The sequence below is a fragment of the Micromonospora sp. RP3T genome (assembly GCF_003027925.1).
Taxonomy (GTDB): Bacteria; Actinomycetota; Actinomycetes; order Mycobacteriales; family Micromonosporaceae; genus Micromonospora.
Map to the genome: position 1 here is coordinate 90,571 of NZ_PYPS01000026.1, position 17,769 is coordinate 108,339.

A 17,769-nucleotide genomic window follows, 5' to 3' on the forward strand; every position below is an offset into this window, starting at 1 on the left:
CCGCCGACACCCCGCCGTCCGGTCAGGGGCGGTGTGATCAAACCGGAACCGTGCCGTGACCGGCCCCGGAACGCCGATCGCGGTGCCCGCACCGTCCGGAACGGACGGCACGAGCACCGCGATCGATGCGTGGAACGGTCAGCGCAGGCTGGCCACACCGCGCGGCAGGAACCGTCGGCCGGTCACCCGCTCGGAGGTGCCGGTCCGGTCCAGGTACGGCGTGACGCCGCCCAGGTGGAACGGCCAGCCGGCGCCGAGGATCATGCACAGGTCGATGTCCTGCGCCTCGGCGACGACACCCTCGTCGAGCATCAGCCCGATCTCCTGCGCCAGCGCGTCGAGCGCGTTCTGCCGCACCTGCTCGGCGGTGAGCGGCTGGTCGCCGACCACGAGCAGCTTGGCGACGTCCTCGTTGACCTGGTCGTCGACCACGATCGGCTGGCCGGAGTCGGCGATCCGCTTGAGGTTCTCGCTGACCGTGAACCGCTCCGGGAACGCCTCGTGCAGGGTGCCGCCCACGTGGTACGCGACCGCCGGCCCGACGAGCTGGAGCAGCGCGAGCGGGCGCATCGGCAGGCCCAGCGGGTCCAGCGCGCTGTCCGCGACGTCCAGCGGGGTGCCGGCGTCGACGGCGGCGAAGACGGTGCCGAGGAAGCGGGTCAGCAGCCGGTTCACCACGAACGCCGGGGCGTCCTTGACGAGCACCGACGACTTCTTGAGCTGCTTGCCGACCGCGAACGCGGTAGCCAGCGTGGCGTCGTCGGTGCGCTCGCCGCGGACGATCTCCAGCAGCGGCAGCACCGCCACCGGGTTGAAGAAGTGGAAGCCGACGACCCGCTCCGGGTGCTCCAGGTCGGCCGCCATCTCGGTGATCGACAGGGAGCTGGTGTTGGTGGCGAGCACCGCCTCGGGCGCGACGATCTTCTCCAGCTCGGCCCAGACCTGCTTCTTGACGCCCAGGTCCTCGAAGACGGCCTCGATGACGAAGTCGGCGTCGGCGAACACCGACTTGTCGACCGAGCCGGACACCAGGCCGTACAGCTTGGCGGCGGTGCCCTTGTCCATCCGGCCCTTGCTCACCGCCTTCTCGATCTGGGTGTGCACGTAGGCGACGCCCTGGTCCACCCGGGCCTGATCAAGGTCGGTCAGCACCACGGGCACCTGGAGCCGGCGGGCGAACAGCAGCGCGAGCTGGCTGGCCATCAGGCCGGCGCCGACGATGCCCACCTTGGTCACCGGCCGGGCCAGGCCCTTGTCCGGCGCGCCGGCCGGGCGCTTGGCCCGCCGCTGCACCAGGTCGAACGCGTACAGGCCGCTGCGCAGCTCCTCGGAGAAGACCAGGTCGGCGAGCGCCTCGTCCTCCGCCGCGGTGCCGGCCGCGAAGTCCGCGTCCTTCGCGGTCTCCAGCAGGTCCAACGCCTTGTACGCGGCCGGAACCGCGCCGTGCAGCCGCTGGTCGAGGGTCTGCCGGGCGAAGTAGAGCACGCCCGCCCACATGTCCTTGTCGACCTCGGGGCGGGTCACGGTGACCTCGCCCCGGACCACGCCGGCGGCCCATTCGAGCGACCGCTCCAGGAAGTCGGCCGGCTCCAGCAGCACGTCCGCGATGCCCATCTCGGCCGCCTGCTTCGGCTTGAGCATCCGGTTCTGCATCAGCGGGTTCTGGAGGATCACCTGGGTGGCGGCGGGAATGCCGATCAGGTTCGGCAGGAGCTGGGTGCCACCCCAGCCGGGCACCAGGCCGAGCGAGACCTCGGGCAGCGCCAGCGCCGCCGCGCCGGCCGACAGCGTCCGGTAGTGGCAGTGCAGCGCCAGCTCCAGGCCGCCGCCCATGGCCGCGCCGTTGACGAACGCGAACGTCGGGACGTCGCTGTCCTTGAGCCGGGCGAAGACCCGGTGGCCGAGCCGGCCGACCTCCAGCGCCTGCTCGCGGTTCTCCAGCTGGGGCAGGCTGGTGATGTCCGCGCCCACGCAGAAGATGTACGGCTTGCCGGTGACCGCGACGAACGCCGGGTTCGCCGCCAGGGCGGCGGTGATCGCCTCGTCCAGGCTGGTCAGGCCGCCCGGACCGAAGCTGTTCGGCTTGGTGTGGTCGAAGCCGTTGTCCAGGGTGATCAGGGCGGCCGGGCGGTCCAGCCCCGGTACGGCCACCTGACGCAGCAGCGCCCTGGTGACGACCTCGTTCGGTGCCGCGAGCGCGCTCACTTGTCCCCACCCTCCCAGTTCGGGTTCTCCCAGATGACCGTGCCGCCCATGCCGATGCCGATGCACATGGCGGTGAGGCCGTAGCGGACCTCGGGGTGCTCGGCGAACTGCCGGGCGAGCTGGGTCATCAGCCGCACGCCGGAGGACGCGAGCGGGTGCCCGATGGCGATCGCGCCGCCCCAGGCGTTGACCCGGGGGTCGTCGTCGGCGATGCCGAAGTGGTCGAGGAACGCGAGCACCTGCACCGCGAACGCCTCGTTCAGCTCGAACAGGCCGATGTCGTCGATGCTCAGCCCGGCGATGCGCAGCGCCTTCTCGGTGGAGGGGATCGGGCCGACGCCCATCACCTCGGGCTCGACGCCGACGAAGCCGTACGACACCAGCCGCATGCCGACCGGCAGACCCAGCTCGCGGGCGGTCTCCTCGGCGACCAGCAGGGCGGCGGTGGCGCCGTCGTTCAGGCCGGCCGCGTTGCCCGCGGTGACCTTGCCGTGCGGGCGGAACGGGGTCTTCAGGCCGGCCAGCTTCTCCAGCGAGGTGTCCCGCGGCGCCTCGTCCACGGTCGCCAGGCCCCAGCCGCCGTCGGCGTCGCGGATGGCCACCGGCACCAGGTCGCCCTGGAGCTTGCCGTTGGCGTACGCCTTGGCGGTCTTCTGCTGCGAGGCGAGCGCGAACGCGTCGGTGCGCTCCTTGGTGACGTGCGGGACCCGGTCGTGCAGGTTCTCCGCGGTGGCGCCCATCACCAGGGCGGACGGGTCGACCAGCTTCTCCGCGACGATCCGCGGGTTGGGGTCGACGCCCTCGCCCATCGGGTGGCGGCCCATGTGCTCCACGCCGCCGGCGATGGCCACGTCGTACGCGCCCACGGCGATGCCGCTCGCCACGGTGGTGACGGCGGTCATCGCGCCCGCGCACATCCGGTCGATGGCGAAGCCGGGCACGGTCTTGGGCAGGCCGGACAGCAGGGCGGCGGTGCGGCCGATGGTCAGGCCCTGGTCGCCGATCTGGGTGGTGGCGGCGATCGCCACCTCCTCCACCTTCTCCGGCGGCAGCTGCGGGTTGCGGCGCATCAGCTCGCGGATGCAGCGGATCACCAGGTCGTCGGCGCGGGTGTTGGCGTACATCCCACCCGCCTTGCCGAACGGCGTTCGGACGCCGTCGACGAAGACGACATCTCGGACTTCACGGGGCACTTGGAGCCTCCCTCGGCACTGGCCATTTCTCCGGATGCTACTCGCCAGTAACCAGCGGCGTCACCACCCCCCGTGTGGCCCACCTCACAACCCGCGTCGGGCCGGCTCAGGACGCCGGGGTGCGCAACGCCTCGGTGAGCGCCGGCAGGAGCAGGCCGAGCTGCCACTCGCGAGCACCCAGCGTGCGCAGGGTCTCCGCCACCGTGTCGTCGGTGATCTCCTCCGGCGGCTGCCAGGCCAACCGGCGGACCGAGTCCGGCGCGATCAGGTTCTCCGCCGGCAGCCGGTGCGCCGACGCGGTGCCGACCACCACCTCCCGGCAACGGGCCAGCCGGCCCGCCGCGACCGGGTCGCGCTCCGCCCACCGGTGCGGCGGCGGCGGGCCCTCCACCGTCGGACTCACCGGCAACGCGTCGTCCGGCAGTTGGCGTGCGTCGTCCAACGCCGCCAACCAGGTACGCGCCAGCCGGCGCACCGAGCGGCCACCGAACCCGGGCAGGGTCAGCAACGTCTTCTCGTCCTTCGGGTCCAGCTCGGCCGCCGCCACGATGGCCGAGTCGGGCAGCACCCGCCCCGGCGCGGCGTCCCGACGGGCGGCGATCTGGTCCCGCGCGTACCAGAGGGAACGCACCCGGGCCTGGGCGCGGGCGCCACGGACCCGGTGGATGCCGGACGTGCGTCGCCACGGCTCGGCGCGGACCCGGGGCGGGCGGGCGCCGTTGCGTACCAGCGCGGCGAACTCCTCCGCCGCCCAGCCGGACTTGCCCTGCCTGTCGAGCTCGGCGTCGAGCGCGTCGCGCAGGTCGACAAGCAGCTCCACGTCCAGGGCCGCGTACGTCAGCCAGGACTCCGGCAGCGGCCGGCTGGACCAGTCGGCGGCGGAGTGGTGCTTCTCCAGGCTGAAGCCGAGCAGCTGTTCGGTCAGCGCGGCCAGGCCGACCCGGTCGAAACCAGCCAGCCGGGCGGCCAGTTCGGTGTCGAACAGTCGGCGCGGGCGCAGCCCCACCTCGGCCAGGCAGGCGAGATCCTGGCTGGCGGCGTGCAGCACCCACTCCGCCTCCGCGATCGCCGCGTCGAGCGCGGACAGGTCGGGCAGCGGCAGCGGGTCGATCAACGTGGTGCCGGCACCGGCCCGGCGCAGCTGCACCAGGTAGGCCCGCTGGCTGTAGCGGTAGCCGGAGGCACGTTCGGCGTCCAGGGCCACCGGGCCGGTGCCGGCCGCGAAGCGGGCCACGACCGCGTCCAGCTCACTGGGGGTGGCCACCGGCGTGGGGGTGCCGTCGCGCGGAGCGGTCAGCGGAACGGCTGCGCTCGCGTCGGTCTCGGTCCCCGCGCCCGCCGGCTCCGGCACGGCCGTCGACGGATGCGGAGACACCTCTCCCGTACGGCTTTCGGCGGCCCGACGGCGCAGGGGTGGTTCGTCGGTCACCTGACAACCCTAGTAGGCCGGACGATCCGGTGCGCGCAGCCGGTCCGTTGCGTGTCGACGAGATGTCCGCCAGGTGTCCGGAACGCGCCGGGTTGCGCGGGGGTGAGAGGGTCGGACATCGGGGAAGACAAACCCCGTTCCCGCCGGTACGGTCCATCGAGCCGTGGGCGGCGCGGGGGCGGCCGGTAACGGTCGGCGTGCCGGCGGAGCCGGCGGGGGAGGACAGGCGATCATGGCAGGCGGGTACGAGACCGGCGACGGCGTGCCGGGGCAGGGCGGCGACGGAACGGCCGGCCGGCCGGGACCACTGCCGCCACGCATCGCTCCGCCCGGCCGGGCGGCCCCGTTCCCCGGCGCGCCCACCGGCCCCGACTTCTCCCGCGGCGTCGCCGCACCGGAACCGGCCCGGGGCACCGCCGCGCCTGGAGCAGCTCGGGGCGCCGCCGCGTCCGGTCCGGCCTGGGGCACTGCGGCCGCGCCTGGAGCGGCCCGGGACGCCGCCGCGCCCGGCTCGACCTGGGACGCCGCCGCGCCCGGCTCGACCTGGGACGCCGCCGCGCCCGGCTCGACCTGGGACGCCGCCGCGCCCGGCTCGACCTGGGACGCCGCTGCGCCCGACCCGGGCCGGGGCGTTGCCACGCCGGATTCGGCCTGGGGCGGCGGGGCGGGCCACGCCGGTCACCCGCCGTTCGGCGGGGCACCCGCGGCATCGCCCGTGCCGGCCCAGCCGAATGCCGGTTCGGCCTGGTCGGGCCCGCCGGCGGCGGGGTCGGCCTACCAGTCCCGACCGGCCCCGGCCGTGCCGTCGACCGGTCAGCCGGTATCCGGTCCGGCGTATCCGGGTCAGCCGGTGTCGAGCCCGGGTCAGTCGCCGTCCGGTCCGGCGTTCCCGGGTCAGTCGACGTCGAGCCCGGCGTTCCCGGGTCAGCCGACGTCGAGCCCGGCGTTCCCGGGTCAGCCGACGTCGAGCCCGGCGTATCCGGGTCAGTCGACGTCCGGGCCGGCCTGGCCCGGTCAGTCGGGCTCCGGGCCGGCCTGGCCCGGTCAGCCCACACCGGGGCCGGTGCATCCGGCCGCCGTATCCGGCCGGACCGGATTCGGCGGGTCGCCGATGGCCGGTGGCCCCGACCCGTCCCGCCGCCGGGGCCGGCTGCCGGTGGTGGCGCTCGTGCTGGCCGGTGTGCTGGCCGTGGTCACCGGCGTGCAGGCGTACCAGATCCACCGGCTTGACGACCGACTCGCCGCCGCCGACCGGCGGACGGCCGAGGCCCAGGGCGCGGACGCCCGCCGGCTCGACGGGCTGGAGCAGCGCGCCGGAAGCCTGGAGAAGCAGGCCGGCGCCGCGTTCAATCCCGAAGCGGTGGCGAGCGCGGTGCTGCCCAGCGTGTTCCGGGTCCGGGCCGGCCAGTTCACCGGCACGGCCTTCGCGGTCGGCAAGGCGCCGGCCGGCGGTGGCACCACGCTGCTCACCAACTTCCACGTGGTGGAGTCGGTCTTCGCCGCCGGCGAGCGCAAGGTGTTCCTGGAGCGCACCGACCAGCGGTTCGAGGCGACCATCATCGACACCGACAAGGAAAAGGACCTGGCGCGGTTGCGCACCACCGCGACGTTCGGCGGCCTGGTCGCGGCCCGGACGCCGGTGAAGTCCGGCCAGCAGATCGTGGTGGTCGGTGCCCCGCTCGGCCTGCAGGACAGCGTCACCACCGGGGTGGTGAGCGCGTTCCGCAAGGACGAGGGAGGCTCCGGCCCGGTGATCCAGTTCGACGCGCCGATCAATCCCGGCAACTCCGGCGGTCCGGTGATCAACGGGTCGAAGGAGGTCGTCGGCATCGCCACGGCCAAGGCCCGTGACGCCGAGGGCATCGGGCTGGCGGTGCCGATCAAGACCGCCTGCGACCGCTTCAAACTCTGCTGAGCCGCGGCTCAGCGCGCCGTGCGGGTGTGGCCCCCACCACGCCCCCTCGACCCCGGCCCACCGGGCCACCCCGCGGGGACCAGCACAACTGGAGGAACGACATGTCCCAGCCACCCACCGGAGCGGAGGGCCACCCGCCCCAGCCGCCGGGCGGCACGGTCTACGGCAACCCGTACGGGAGCCAGCCCTCGCCCCCGCCGTACGGCCCGGCGCACCCCGACCCCACCCGGCCCCAGCCGCCCGTGTCCGGCCCCGGCGCGTACGGTTCCGGCGCACCCGGCGCGGGCGCGTACGGTTCCGGCGGGTACGGCGCGGGCGGTCCCGCCCCGGGCGGGCCCGGTCCCGGTGCCTACGCGCCGGGCGCCGCCCCCGTCCCGGCGCAGCCGATGTCCGCGCCGCCGGTCTCCGGCGCCGGCTACCCCCCGCAGCCGATGTCGGCGCCGCCCGTCTCCGGGCCCGGATTCGGCCCGCAGCCGATGTCCGGGCCGCCTGCCGCCGGACCCGGTTTCGGTCCCCAGACGATGTCCGGGCCGCCCGGCGCCGCGCCCCCGTACGGCCCGGCCGGTTACGGCACGCCGACGGGTACGCCGGCCGGCGGTGGCCGGGGTCGGACCACGCTGATCCTCGCCCTCGTCGCCGGGCTGCTCCTCGTCCTCGGCGGCGTGATGACCGGTCTCTACGTCACCACCAACGGCAAGCTGACCAGCGCCGAGCGGCAGGTCAGTCAGCGTGACGGCACCATCTCGGCGAACCAGCGGGAGATCGAGAAGCTCAAGGGGGAGGTCAAGGCGGTTCAGGAGCGCCTGGCCGACACCGAGCAGGACCTGACCGGCACCAAGAACGACCGGGACGAGCAGGCCCGGCAGAAGAAGGTCATCGCGAGCTGCCTGGACAAGTTGACCACCGCCATCACCGCGGCGTCGCGTGGCGACAAGGCGGGCTTCGAGGCGGCCAACAAGGGTCTCGACAAGATCTGCGACGAGGCCGAGAACTACCTCTGAGCCCCACCCTCCTGATCGATCATGAAGTTGGCGGCCGTCCGGATCCGCGGAACGGCCGCCAACTTCATGATCGACGGGGCTGGGTCGAGAGAACCCGGGTCAGGCGGCGCCGGCGGGGCGGCGGATGGGCAACGCGGTGACGCCCGGTGGCGGCAGACCGGCCGTCGAGGCCAGCAACGTGCACCAGCCGAGCAGGTGTGGGCCCAGGTCGGCGCGGAGCGGCGTCCAGGAGGCGCGGATCTCGATGTCGCCGGCGGCCGGCGGCCCGGCCAGCTCACCGAACCGGGTGGAGAGGGTCTGGGTGACCGTGCCGCCGATCGCCCGGTGCCCGGCGCCCTGCGCGTCCAGCGCGTCGGTCAGCCAGGTCCAGCCCACCCCGGGCAGGAGCGGATCGCTGGCCAGGTCGACCTCCAGCTCGGCGGTGACGTACGTGACCAGGCGCAGCGTGCCCTGCCAGGCCTCGTGCCCGGCCGGGTCGTGCAGCAGGATCAGCCGGCCACTGGCGATCTCGTCGTCGTCGCGCATGACCGCCGCGGAGAGGGCGAACGCGTACGGGGCCAGCCGCTGCGGAGCGCCGACCTCCTCCAGCAGGATCTCCGGCCGGGGTGTGGCCGACCGCAGTCCCGCGACCGCGCGGGCGAACGTTTCCGGGAGCGCGATCGGGGGGGCCATGCCGGCAGCCTATGCCGCCTCCGCCGCGCGGTGGGTGACGGCGCGCCGGGCGCGTCGCGGACCCGGGTGTTAAGCGGGGCCCCCTCCTCTACCGGATGCGTTAAGCGGGGGCCCCTCCTTCTGCGTCACATATGCGGGCGGCGGGCGCGGGGGTTCGTGCGGGGCGTGGCACGATTGCGGCGATGACCACCGACACCACGGGCACTGCCGCCCGAGACGGAGAACCCCGCCGCGGCGGGCCGGCCGAATCGCCGTTCGTGCGCGCCTGCCGGCGTGAGCCGGTTCCGCACACCCCGGTCTGGTTCATGCGCCAGGCCGGCCGGTCCCTGCCGGAGTACCGCGAGATCCGGGCCAGCGTGCCGATGCTGGAGTCGTGCCGCCGCCCCGAGCTGGTCACCGAGATCACCCTCCAGCCGGTCCGCCGGCACGGGGTGGACGCGGCGATCCTGTTCAGCGACATCGTGGTGCCGGTGGCGGCGGCCGGGATCGACCTGGACATCGTGCCCGGAACCGGGCCGGTGGTGGCCGAACCGGTGCGCACCGCCGCCGACGTGGAGCGGATCACCCCGATCGGCCGCGACGAGGTGTCCTACGTGGACGAGGCGGTCCGGCTGCTCGTCGCCGAGCTGGGCGACACCCCGCTGATCGGCTTCGCCGGCGCGCCGTTCACGCTGGCCAGCTACCTGGTCGAGGGCGGGCCGTCGCGGACCCACGCGAAGACCAAGGCGCTGATGTACGGCGACCCCGACCTGTGGCACACGCTCTGCGGTCGGCTGGCCGACGTGACGCTGTCGTTCCTGCGGGTGCAGATCGAGGCGGGCGTCTCCGCGGTGCAGCTCTTCGACTCGTGGGCCGGCGCGCTCTCCGAGGCCGACTACCGCCGTTTCGTGCTGCCCCACTCGGCGTACGTGCTGGGCGGTCTGGAAGGCGCCGGTGTGCCGCGCATCCACTTCGGGGTGGGCACCGGCGAGCTGCTCGCCGCGATGGGCGAGGCCGGCGCCGACGTGGTCGGCGTCGACTGGCGTACGCCGCTGGACGTCGCCACCGGCCGGATCGGGCCGGACAAGGCGGTGCAGGGCAACCTCGACCCGACCGTGCTGCTCGCCCCCTGGCCAGTGGTCGAGGCCGAGGTGCGGCGCATCGTCGAGCAGGGCCGCGCCGCGCCCGGCCACGTGTTCAACCTCGGTCACGGCGTCCTGCCGGAGACCGACCCCGACGTGCTGACCCGGGTGGTCGCGCTGGTGCACGAGCTGTCCGCGCGACCGGCCCACCAGGGGTAGCCGTGTCGCGGCCGTGGCGGGTGGCGATCGTCGGTGGCGGGATCACCGGGCTGGCCGCCGCCGTCCGGTTGCGCGACCGCGCCCCCGCCGGCACCGGGATCACCGTGTACGAGCAGTCCGGCCGCCTCGGCGGCAAGCTGCGCACCGGTGAGCTGGCCGGTGGGCCGGTCGAGTTCGGGGCCGAGTCGTTCCTGATGCGCGACCCGGCCGGCGGGGAGTCGGCAGCGGTGACCCTCGCGCGCCGCCTCGACCTGGCCGCGCAGCTCGTGCACCCGACCGTCGGGCAGGCCGCCCTGCTCGTCGACGGGGGGTTGCGCCCGGTGCCGGGCGGCACGCTCGTCGGCGTACCCGGGGATCTGGCGACGGTGGCGGCGGTGGCCCGGCCGGCGGCGGACGCCGACCGCGACGCGGGCCGCCCGCTGCTGGCCCCCGGCGAGGACCTGGCGGTCGGCCGGCTGGTCCGGGAGCGGCTCGGCGACGCCGTGGTGGACCGGCTCGTCGACCCGATGCTCGGCGGCGTGTACGCCGGCCGCGCCGACGACCTCTCCCTGGTCACCACCATGCCGGCGTTGGCCCGCGCGGCCCGTCGGGAGCACACGCTCGTCGGTGCGGTACGCGCCGCGCAGGCCGCCGCGCCGCGCGCGCCCGGCGCCCCGGTCTTCGGCACCCTGGCCGGCGGGCTGAGCACGCTGGTCGAGGCGGCGGCGCGGGCCAGCGGGGCGACGATCCGCCGGGACGCGGCGGTGCGGGAGCTGCGGCGCACCCCGACCGGCTGGCGACTCACCGTCGGCCCGACCCGGGATCCCGAGCTGGTGGACGCCGACGCGGTGCTGCTGGCGGTGCCGGCCCGGCCGGCGGCCCGGCTGCTGGCCGGCGAGGCGCCCGAGGTGGCGGCGACCGTCGGCGCGCTCGACTACGCCAGCGTCGCGCTGGTCACGCTCGCGCTGCCCGCGCCGGAGCTGCCGGAGCTGTCCGGGTTCCTGGTGCCGGCCGGCGAGGGCCTGCTGATCAAGGCGGCCACGTTCTTCACCACCAAGTGGGGGCACCTGCGCCGGCCCGACGGGTTGGCGCTGGTGCGCGCCTCGGTCGGCCGCTACGGCGACGAGACCTCGCTCCAGCTCACCGACGACGACCTGGCCGCCACCGTACGCCGGGAGCTGTCGACGGCGCTGGGCACGACGCTGCCCGACCCGGTGGCCCGGCACGTGCAGCGGTGGGGCGGCGCGCTGCCGCAGTACCCGCCCGGGCACACCGACCGGGTGGCCGGGGCGCGGGTGGCGTTGCGCGCCGCGCACCCGACGCTGACGCTGGCCGGGGCCGGCTACGACGGGGTCGGCATTCCGGTCTGCGTCCGCTCCGGCGAGACGGCGGCCGAAGAGATCATCACAGCACTGGGAGGATCGGCGACATGACCGAGCAGACCAACGCGGCCCGGCTGCGGGAGCTGAACGAGACCATCCGCTACACCATGTGGTCGGTGTACCGGGCGTCGAGCCCGCTGCCGTCGCTGCGGGAGAACGTCGTCGACGAGGTCGAGTCGCTCTTCACGGAGCTGGCCGGCAAGGACGTCACGGTCCGGGGCACGTACGACGTGGCCGGGTTGCGCGCCGACGCCGACCTGATGATCTGGTGGCACTCGTCGTCGAGCGACGCGCTCCAGGACGCGTACCTGCGGTTCCGCCGCACCACGCTGGGCCGGGCGCTCACCCCGGTCTGGTCGCAGATGGCGCTGCACCGGCCGGCCGAGTTCAACCGCAGCCACATCCCGGCGTTCCTGGCCGACGAGCAGCCGCGCGCCTACCTCTGCGTCTACCCGTTCGTCCGCTCGTACGAGTGGTACCTGCTGCCCGAGGGGGAGCGGCGGGAGCTGCTGGCCGAGCACGGGAAGATGGCCCGCGGCTACCCGGACGTGCGGGCCAACACGGTCGCCTCGTTCGCGCTCGGTGACTACGAGTGGATGCTGGCGTTCGAGGCCGACGAGCTGCACCGCATCGTCGACCTGATGCGCGACCTGCGGGCGTCCCGGGCCCGGCGCCACGTCCGCGAGGAGATCCCGTTCTACACCGGCCGCCGCCGCCCCATCGCCGACATCGTCACCTGCCTGGTGTGAAAGGAGGGGCCCCCGGTTAACGCCTGCGGTAGAGAAGGGGCCCCCTCTCACACCGGAGTGTTAAAAGGGGGCCCCTCCTTGCCGGCGGGCTGGCGGTCAGGCGGTCGTCGTGCAGGAGAGGATCCCGGGCACCGGGTTGGTCCCGCTCGACGAGCCGGTGAAGCCGAACGAGGTGCTGGCCCCCGGGGCGAGCGCGCCGTTGTAGGCCACGTTGCGTGCGGTGACGAGCGTTCCGCTCGTGGTGACCGTGGCGTTCCACGCCGAGGTCACCTGCTGGCCGTTCTGGTAGTTCCAGCTCACCGACCAGCCGCGGATCGCACCGCCGCCGTTTGTCACCTTGACCTCGGCCTGGAAGCCGCCGCCCCACTGACCGGTGACCTGGTAGGTCGCGGTGCAGCCCCCGGCCGGGTTCGGCGTCGTCGGTCCACCGGTCGGGGTGGCCGTCGGCGACGTGGTCGGGCTGGTCGTCGGCGACGCGGTCGGCGAGGTGGTGGGGGAGGCGGTCGGCGACGGGCCGCTGCCGCCGAAGTCGACGTCGCTGCACAGGTAGTAGGACTGGTCCAGGTGGCTGGCCTGCCAGATGGTGTAGACGATGTGCCGGCCGGTCCGGCCCGGCGCGTTCGCCGGCACCTGGATCGACACGCCCGAGGTCTCGGGCGTCCACTGGCTGGCGGGGGTGTTGCCGATCTGGCCGACCTGCTCCAGGTCGCTCCAGCGCAGCGGCGAGGTCAACGCGTTGAAGCCCTGCTTGGTCACGTACACCCGGATGTAGTCGGCGCCGTGGCTGGCCTGGTCGTACAGCTTGATCCGGAAGTTGTTGGAGATCGGCGTGGTCTTCCAGGCGCCGACCGTGTCGAGCGCGTTGTAGCGGCCGTTGGAGGTGCGCCCGCCGCTGCACAGCTGGCCGTCCGGGATGGCGCCCTGGTGGTTGCCGGCGACGCCCTCGCGGAACAGGCCGTTCCAGTTCCACATGGCGGCCGGGTCGGCCTGCCAGGCCTGCCAGCACATCGGGTCCTGGGTGGCCATCGCCGGGTTCTGGAAGTCGCTGCCCCAGCGCTGCCAGCAGCCGTAGTTCCGTGAGGCCGGGTCGACCACCGACCCGTGCGCCGAGGCCGGGCCGGAGAACGCGGTGGTGAGCAGCGCGGCGACGACCGCGCAGACGCCGAGGATCGCCGCGCCGAGCGGTATGCGGCGACGGTACGGAGTGGACATGGGAAGCCTCCGGGGGTGGGGTGTCGGTGCACGACGCCCGGACTGTCGGGAGTTGCCCTCTCCCGCGTGGCGGCTCGATCCGCACGCTGCCACAGAAAACGACACGCGTCAATTAGTTGGGATTCCGGCGCATCGGCGTGTGCGGGATGCCGTCCTCGACGTAGCCGGGCCCGCTCACCGTGAAGCCGTGGCCGGCGTAGAGACCCACCAGGTGCGTCTGCGCCTCCAGCACGCACGGCCGGTCACCCACCACGGCCAGCGCCTCGGTCAGCAGCGCGCCGGCCAGGCCCGCGCCGCGGGCGGCCGGCGCCACCACCACCCGGCCGATCCGTGCCACGCCGTCGGGGTCGGCCAGGATCCGCAGGTACGCCACGACGGCGCCGTCGCGGGCCAGCCAGAGATGGCGCGTGCCGGGCTCGACGTCCCGACCGTCCAGCTCCGGGTACGCGCAGGACTGCTCCACCACGAACACGTCGATGCGCAGCCGGAGCAGGTCGTGGAACGTGCGGTTGTCCAGCTCGGCGAAGCCGGCCTGGTGGAACTCGACGGACATCCCGCCAGGTTAGGCCGCGGTCCGCGGGTGAGCCACGCCGGTCCGACAGGCCGGGCGGCCGGTCAGTCCGCCGCCGCCCCCAGGCCGGCGCCGGTGGCGACGGCGGCCCGGTCGAACCAGGTCGCGGTGGCGGCGGTCGAGCGGGTCCACACCCCCACGCACTGGGTGACCCGCCCCCGGTGCAGACAGCCGTAGCGGTGCGGGAAACGGGTGCCGTCGGGCAGCGTCATGGTGGCGGCGACCGCGCGGCCCGACACGCGCACCCCGGCGGGCAGGTCGACGACTGAGTGCCCGGCGGTCACCTGCCCGTCCTCCTCGTCGCGGTCGCACGCCGCCAGCACCTCGAAGATCCGGCGTACGGCGTCGGCGGCCACCGTCGCGTCCGGGTAGACCACGGTCTCCTGGGTCAGCTCGACGAACTCCTCCGCCGGAGCGCCCTTCGGGGTGCCGAAGACCCGGGTGGAGGCCACCAGCCTCCGGTCGAGCAGGGGCAGCGGACGGCCGCAGGCGATCCCGTCCGAGTCGAGCCGCTCGCTGGCGTGCTCGGGCTTCTCGGCCAGGCCGGCGAGGCTGCCGGTGGCGGCATGCCGGTCCCGCAGCGCGAGGGCGACGCCGCCGTCGGTGGGTGCCGGTGCGGCGAGAGCCGGCGCGGCGCCGGTCGGCCCGCTCGGAGCGGGGGTCGGGTCGGCGGTCGGGGCGCAGCCTCCCAGCGTGGCGAGGACCGCCGTCGCGGCGATCATCAGTCGGTTCACCGGAGGATGCTAGCCGTCGATGGGCGCGGGCCGCCGCACCGGACAGCCGGCGGTGTGGGCCGCTCGCGGGTGGCTGTTTCCCCGGCGCGAGCCGGCCCGCCGGCGTGGCGGACGCCCGGCTCCCGGACCGGGTCGTCCGGTCAGGCGGGGCGGGCGCCGACCGCGTCGCGGATCTCGGCGCCCTGGTCGCCCTCGACCGCGCGGGCGCAGTGGGCGCAGCAGAAGAAGCGGCCGGAGACCTCGACGCCGTGTCCGACGATCTTGATCTGACAGTGTTCGCAGATCGGTGCCATCTTGTGCACCGCGCACTCGAAGCAGTCGAACGTGTGCCGGGCCCCGTCGACCGTGCGCACCTCGAACGCCATCCAGTAGTCGTTGCCGCAGACCTCACAGGCAGCCATACGAAACCCCCGAAAACGGACTTGTGATCCCAGGGTCGGGCAACGGACGCCCTGGAGCGGCCGGAACGGCGAACCCGGGCCGGCCCCGACGGCGTGTCGCTGCCGGCGTGTCGCGCGTTGACCGAGGTGGACGGCGAGAATCAGGAGGAAGCGTGATCAAACGCAACAAGCTCTTCGGCAACCAGACCCGGGTGACGTTCTCCCTGCCCCGCGACGCGCCGGCCGGCACGGTGAGCGTGGTCGGCTGCTTCAACGGATGGGAGCCCGGCCGGCACGAGCTGGTGCCGCGCCGGGACGGCACCCGGACCGTGACCGTACGGCTCGGCCCGGGTGAGTACCGCTTCCGCTATCTCGCCACCGGTGGCGTGTGGCTGGACGACGAGAACGCCGACCGGGTCGACGAGGCCGGCAGCCTGCTGCGCCTGTAGGGCCGCGCGGTCAGCCGCCGCTCGGCTCCAGCCGTACCGAGATCGAGTTGACGCAGTGCCGGGTGTCCTTCGGGGTGAAGCCCTCGCCCTCGAAGACGTGCCCCAGGTGGCTGTCGCAGCGCGCGCAGCGGATCTCCACCCGCCGCATGCCGAGCGTGTTGTCCGGGATCTCCTTGACCGCGCCGGGAATGGCGTCGTCGAAGCTGGGCCAGCCGCAGTGCGAATCGAACTTGTCGTCGCTGCGGAACAACTCGGCCCCGCAGGCCCGGCAGTGGTAGACGCCGGGGGTCTTGGTGTCGACGTACTCACCGGTCCAGGGCGCCTCGGTGCCGGCCTCGCGGAGCACCCGGAACTCCGCCGGGCTCAACCGGACCCGCCACTCGTCCTCGGTGCGGGGCAGTTCATTGTCGGAAAGACTCACCGCTCCACGGTACGTCGGCTGTCGGTGGCATCGCATATGGTCGCCTGATGGCGGGCAGCAGAAGCGCGGTCGAGGAGATCGAGGTCGCCGGCCGGGCCGTGCGGCTGAGCAGTCCGGGTCGGGTGATCTTCCCGCAGCGCGGCTTCACCAAGGCGGACGTCTTCCACTACTACCTCGCGGTGGGCGAGGGCATCACCCGGGCCCTGCGGGACCGGCCCACCACCCTGCAACGCTTCCCCGAGGGCATCGAGGGGGAGATGTTCTTCCAGAAGCGGGTGCCCGCCCGTGGCGTGCCCCCGTGGGTCCGCACCGCGGAGATCAGCTTCCCCAGCGGCCGGACGGCCCAGGAGCTGTGCCCGGCCGACCTGGCCCATGTGGCCTGGGCGGCGCAGATGGGCACCGTGGTGTTCCATCCCTGGCCGGTGCGCGCCGCCGACACCGACCGTCCCGACGAGCTGCGCATCGACCTCGACCCGCAGCCCGGCACCGACTTCGCCGACGCGGCGACCGCCGCCGGTGAGCTGCGCGGGCTGCTGGACGAGCTGGGCGTGCCGGGCTGGCCGAAGACCTCCGGCGGCCGGGGCGTGCACGTCTACCTGCGCATCCAGCCACGCTGGACGTTCGTCGAGGTGCGCCGGGCCACCATCGCGCTGGCCCGGGAGCTGGAACGGCGCCGGCCCGAGCTGGTCACCACCGCCTGGTGGAAGGAGGAGCGGGGCCGCCGGGTCTTCGTCGACTTCAACCAGATGGCGCGGGACCGCACCATCGCGTGCGCGTACTCACTGCGGGCCAACGGGCGGGCCACCGTCTCCACCCCGGTCGACTGGGACGAGCTGCCCGAGGTCGACCCGGACGACTTCCACCTGGGCACGGTGCCGGCCCGGTTCGCCGAGCGGGGCGACCCGCACGCCGGCATCGACGACGCCCCGTGGGACATCACGCCGCTGCTGGAGTGGGCCGAGCGGGACGCCGCCGACGGTCTCGGTGACCTGCCGTACCCGCCGGAATACCCGAAGATGCCCGGCGAGCCGAAGCGGGTCCAGCCCTCCAAGGACCGCGACCGCCCGAAACCGTCCTGACCACCCCGTCCCCGTCCAGCGTTCAGAGGAGCGCCCGGACGCACCTCCGGATGTGGTTCGGGCGGCGGTAGAGATCTGTGGCGGTGTAGATCCGGATCCGCCAGCCGTGCTCGGCCAACCAGTTCAGCCGGGAGCGGTCGTGGTGCAGGCGGTCGGGGTCGAGATGGGAGCGGCCGTCGTACTCCACGCCGACGCGCTGCCGGCGGTAACCCAGGTCGAGCCGGTACACCGGCACGCCCTCCTCGTCCGGCACCCAGAGCTGCGGCTCCGGCGCGGGTAACCCGGCGTCGATCAGCAGCAGGCGTAGCTGGCTCTCCTGCCGGCACTCCGCACGCGGGTCGGCCAGCTCGGCCAGCCGGCCGGCCTGGCGTACCCCGCGCAGCCCGGCGTGCCGGGTCACCTCCGCCAAGAGGTCCGCCCGGCGGCACGCGCCCACCCGTAGGCACAGGTCCAGCACCGGTAGCGCGTCCGGCCGACGGAGCACCCGGGCCAGGTCGACGGCGCAGCGGGCGGCCGGCGCGCACGGCACCCCGGCGACCTCCACCACGTCCCTGACCGGCAGGACGCTCTGATGAACGGCCACGCCCCGGATGCTCGGCACCTGGCCACCGGCCGGAACGACCACGTGCACCTTGTCGCCGGACACGGCACCGAAGCGGTGCAGTCGGGCACCGGTGTGGAAACCCGCCACGGCGTCGGGCGGCAACCGGCGGAAGAGCGCCCGCAGCCGCCCCGTCTCGTCGTCCGCACGTCCGTAGACACCCCGCGACAGCCGGCCCAGACGTCCTGCCTCCACGCGGTGCCGCACCGCCCCGCGGCTCACCCCGCCGGCCCGCAACTCGTCGTACCGCCACACCCCGCCACCCTCCCGCGCCTCCCGTCCCCCCGTCCGCCCCTGTGGACAACCCCGCCCCCGCCTCGTCGATCTAGGAGTTGTGGCACCTCACAAAAGCCACATGAAACGCGTTTCATGGCACCACAACTCCAAGATCCGACCCGCGGGTGCGGACGTTGATCGCCGCGATCCGGGCCACCGAGACCGACGAACTGGCCACCATGCGCCGGTGGCTGCGCGAGGCCGGCCCGTCGGCCGCGGCCGCCGCCACGCGGCACGACCA

The 17,769-nt window shown here is 74.3% G+C and carries 17 protein-coding genes; 7 read left to right on the plus strand and 10 right to left on the minus strand.

The window, feature by feature from the left end:
• Positions 1-138: 138 nt before the first annotated feature.
• The 3 genes from C8054_RS20960 to C8054_RS20970 form a co-directional block, all read right to left on the minus strand.
• Complete coding sequence (locus C8054_RS20960; protein ID WP_107159229.1) at positions 139-2,205, minus strand: 3-hydroxyacyl-CoA dehydrogenase NAD-binding domain-containing protein; 2,067 nt, start codon at positions 2,203-2,205, stop codon at positions 139-141.
• Positions 2,202-3,398 carry a thiolase family protein gene (locus tag C8054_RS20965; protein WP_107159231.1) on the minus strand — a complete coding sequence of 399 codons (1,197 nt, stop codon included), beginning with the start codon at positions 3,396-3,398 and terminating at the stop codon, positions 2,202-2,204. The genes C8054_RS20960 and C8054_RS20965 overlap by 4 nt, the downstream gene beginning before the upstream one ends.
• Positions 3,399-3,504: 106 nt before the next feature.
• A complete protein-coding gene (locus C8054_RS20970) occupies positions 3,505-4,827 on the minus strand; it encodes a ribonuclease D (RefSeq protein WP_107159234.1) in 1,323 nt (440 codons plus the stop codon).
• Positions 4,828-5,626: 799 nt separating this feature from the next.
• Between C8054_RS20970 and C8054_RS20975 the strand changes: the two genes are divergently transcribed.
• A complete protein-coding gene (locus C8054_RS20975; RefSeq protein WP_233219795.1) occupies positions 5,627-6,742 on the plus strand; it encodes a S1C family serine protease in 1,116 nt (371 codons plus the stop codon).
• Positions 6,743-6,843: 101 nt separating this feature from the next.
• Positions 6,844-7,743, plus strand: a complete 900-nt coding sequence (locus C8054_RS20980; protein WP_107159238.1) for a hypothetical protein — start codon at positions 6,844-6,846, stop codon at positions 7,741-7,743.
• A gap of 99 nt (positions 7,744-7,842) precedes the next feature.
• Here the strand turns inward: C8054_RS20980 and C8054_RS20985 are convergent, their stop codons facing one another.
• Positions 7,843-8,415 carry a DUF3000 domain-containing protein gene (locus C8054_RS20985; protein WP_107159240.1) on the minus strand — a complete coding sequence of 191 codons (573 nt, stop codon included), beginning with the start codon at positions 8,413-8,415 and terminating at the stop codon, positions 7,843-7,845.
• 182 nt (positions 8,416-8,597) lie between these two features.
• Between C8054_RS20985 and hemE the strand changes: the two genes are divergently transcribed.
• From hemE to hemQ, 3 genes are read left to right on the plus strand one after another with little or no spacing between them, the layout of a single operon-like run.
• Complete coding sequence (gene hemE / locus C8054_RS20990; RefSeq protein WP_107159242.1) at positions 8,598-9,695, plus strand: uroporphyrinogen decarboxylase; 1,098 nt, start codon at positions 8,598-8,600, stop codon at positions 9,693-9,695.
• A 2-nt stretch (positions 9,696-9,697) separates the two neighbouring features.
• Positions 9,698-11,107, plus strand: coding sequence for a protoporphyrinogen oxidase (gene hemG, locus C8054_RS20995; protein ID WP_107159245.1), 1,410 nt, complete (start codon positions 9,698-9,700; stop codon positions 11,105-11,107).
• Positions 11,104-11,805 carry a hydrogen peroxide-dependent heme synthase gene (gene hemQ / locus C8054_RS21000; RefSeq protein WP_107159247.1) on the plus strand — a complete coding sequence of 234 codons (702 nt, stop codon included), beginning with the start codon at positions 11,104-11,106 and terminating at the stop codon, positions 11,803-11,805. Before hemG ends, hemQ begins: the two co-directional genes overlap by 4 nt.
• A 96-nt stretch (positions 11,806-11,901) precedes the next feature.
• Here the strand turns inward: hemQ and C8054_RS21005 are convergent, their stop codons facing one another.
• The 4 genes from C8054_RS21005 to C8054_RS21020 form a co-directional block, all read right to left on the minus strand.
• Positions 11,902-13,017 carry a lytic polysaccharide monooxygenase gene (locus C8054_RS21005; RefSeq protein ID WP_107159249.1) on the minus strand — a complete coding sequence of 372 codons (1,116 nt, stop codon included), beginning with the start codon at positions 13,015-13,017 and terminating at the stop codon, positions 11,902-11,904.
• A 112-nt stretch (positions 13,018-13,129) separates the two neighbouring features.
• Positions 13,130-13,570, minus strand: a complete 441-nt coding sequence (locus C8054_RS21010; RefSeq protein WP_107159251.1) for a GNAT family N-acetyltransferase — start codon at positions 13,568-13,570, stop codon at positions 13,130-13,132.
• 62 nt (positions 13,571-13,632) lie between these two features.
• Positions 13,633-14,322 (minus strand): hypothetical protein, encoded by a 690-nt coding sequence (locus C8054_RS21015; RefSeq protein WP_107159253.1) that lies wholly within the window; start codon positions 14,320-14,322, stop codon positions 13,633-13,635.
• Positions 14,323-14,462: 140 nt separating this feature from the next.
• Positions 14,463-14,723, minus strand: a complete 261-nt coding sequence (locus C8054_RS21020; RefSeq protein ID WP_107159255.1) for a Prokaryotic metallothionein — start codon at positions 14,721-14,723, stop codon at positions 14,463-14,465.
• A 152-nt stretch (positions 14,724-14,875) separates the two neighbouring features.
• On the opposite strand from C8054_RS21020, the gene C8054_RS21025 reads away from it, so the two are divergent.
• Positions 14,876-15,151, plus strand: a complete 276-nt coding sequence (locus tag C8054_RS21025; RefSeq protein WP_107159257.1) for an isoamylase early set domain-containing protein — start codon at positions 14,876-14,878, stop codon at positions 15,149-15,151.
• 10 nt (positions 15,152-15,161) lie between these two features.
• On the opposite strand, the gene msrB is transcribed toward C8054_RS21025, so the two are convergent.
• Positions 15,162-15,572: a peptide-methionine (R)-S-oxide reductase MsrB gene (gene msrB, locus C8054_RS21030; RefSeq protein ID WP_107159259.1), complete on the minus strand. Its 411-nt coding sequence runs from the start codon at positions 15,570-15,572 to the stop codon at positions 15,162-15,164.
• 47 nt (positions 15,573-15,619) lie between these two features.
• Between msrB and ligD the strand changes: the two genes are divergently transcribed.
• The gene (gene ligD / locus C8054_RS21035; RefSeq protein ID WP_107159261.1) at positions 15,620-16,651 is read left to right on the plus strand and encodes a non-homologous end-joining DNA ligase; all 1,032 of its coding nucleotides are present in this window, start codon (positions 15,620-15,622) and stop codon (positions 16,649-16,651) included.
• Between the two features lie 22 nt (positions 16,652-16,673).
• On the opposite strand, the gene C8054_RS21040 is transcribed toward ligD, so the two are convergent.
• Positions 16,674-17,507, minus strand: coding sequence for a hypothetical protein (locus tag C8054_RS21040; RefSeq protein ID WP_107159263.1), 834 nt, complete (start codon positions 17,505-17,507; stop codon positions 16,674-16,676).
• Positions 17,508-17,769 lie beyond the last annotated feature (262 nt).